Source organism: Cytobacillus sp. Hz8, assembly GCF_042263505.1.
In the GTDB taxonomy this organism is placed as follows: domain Bacteria; phylum Bacillota; class Bacilli; order Bacillales; family Cytobacillaceae; genus Bacillus_BE.
Map to the genome: position 1 here is coordinate 1 of NZ_JBHKFI010000045.1, position 1,232 is coordinate 1,232.

The following is a 1,232-nucleotide window of genomic DNA, read 5'->3' on the forward strand; positions in this document are numbered from 1 at the left end:
CCTGGGGAGTACGACCGCAAGGTTGAAACTCAAAGGAATTGACGGGGGCCCGCACAAGCGGTGGAGCATGTGGTTTAATTCGAAGCAACGCGAAGAACCTTACCAGGTCTTGACATCCTCTGACACTCCTAGAGATAGGATTTTCCCCTTCGGGGGACAGAGTGACAGGTGGTGCATGGTTGTCGTCAGCTCGTGTCGTGAGATGTTGGGTTAAGTCCCGCAACGAGCGCAACCCTTGATCTTAGTTGCCAGCATTCAGTTGGGCACTCTAAGGTGACTGCCGGTGACAAACCGGAGGAAGGTGGGGATGACGTCAAATCATCATGCCCCTTATGACCTGGGCTACACACGTGCTACAATGGATGGTACAAAGGGCTGCAAGACCGCGAGGTTAAGCCAATCCCATAAAACCATTCTCAGTTCGGATTGTAGGCTGCAACTCGCCTACATGAAGCCGGAATCGCTAGTAATCGCGGATCAGCATGCCGCGGTGAATACGTTCCCGGGCCTTGTACACACCGCCCGTCACACCACGAGAGTTTGTAACACCCGAAGTCGGTGGGGTAACCTTTTGGAGCCAGCCGCCTAAGGTGGGACAGATGATTGGGGTGAAGTCGTAACAAGGTAGCCGTATCGGAAGGTGCGGCTGGATCACCTCCTTTCTAAGGAATATTTACATGATGCGTTGATTGTATGGTTTGTTTAGTTTTGAGAGAGTAATCTCTCTTTTATATTTGTTCTTTGAAAACTAGATAATGTAATAATAGAAGAAGGCAAAAAAGAAATACCGAGTGATCGCCATTTTAGTTTTTTCTCTAAAAATTGATTTTTAGAGGGGGAATAGAAGCGAGCAGATCGAGGAAGCGACCGAGTGAGCACCAGAGTGTATTTAAGCAATACATGAGGAGCGGAGCGAGAGAGCTGACGAAGAAATGCGAAGCTTATATTTACCCGTAGGTTAAGTTAGAAAGGGCGCACGGTGGATGCCTTGGCACTAGGAGCCGATGAAGGACGGTACTAACACCGATATGCTTCGGGGAGCTGTAAGTAAGCTTTGATCCGGAGATTTCCGAATGGGGGAACCCACCATCCGTAATGGGATGGCATCCTTACCTGAATTCATAGGGTTTGGAAGGCAGACCCGGGGAACTGAAACATCTAAGTACCCGGAGGAAGAGAAAGCAAACGCGATTCCCTAAGTAGCGGCGAGCGAACCGGGATTAGCCCAAACC

At 49.8% G+C, this 1,232-nt stretch carries 2 rRNA genes; both read left to right on the top strand.

From position 1 onward, the window contains the following. Positions 1-662, top strand: a 16S ribosomal RNA gene (locus ACE38V_RS23205); the annotation flags it as partial. Positions 663-956: 294 nt separating this feature from the next. After that, positions 957-1,232, top strand: a 23S ribosomal RNA gene (locus tag ACE38V_RS23210); the annotation flags it as partial.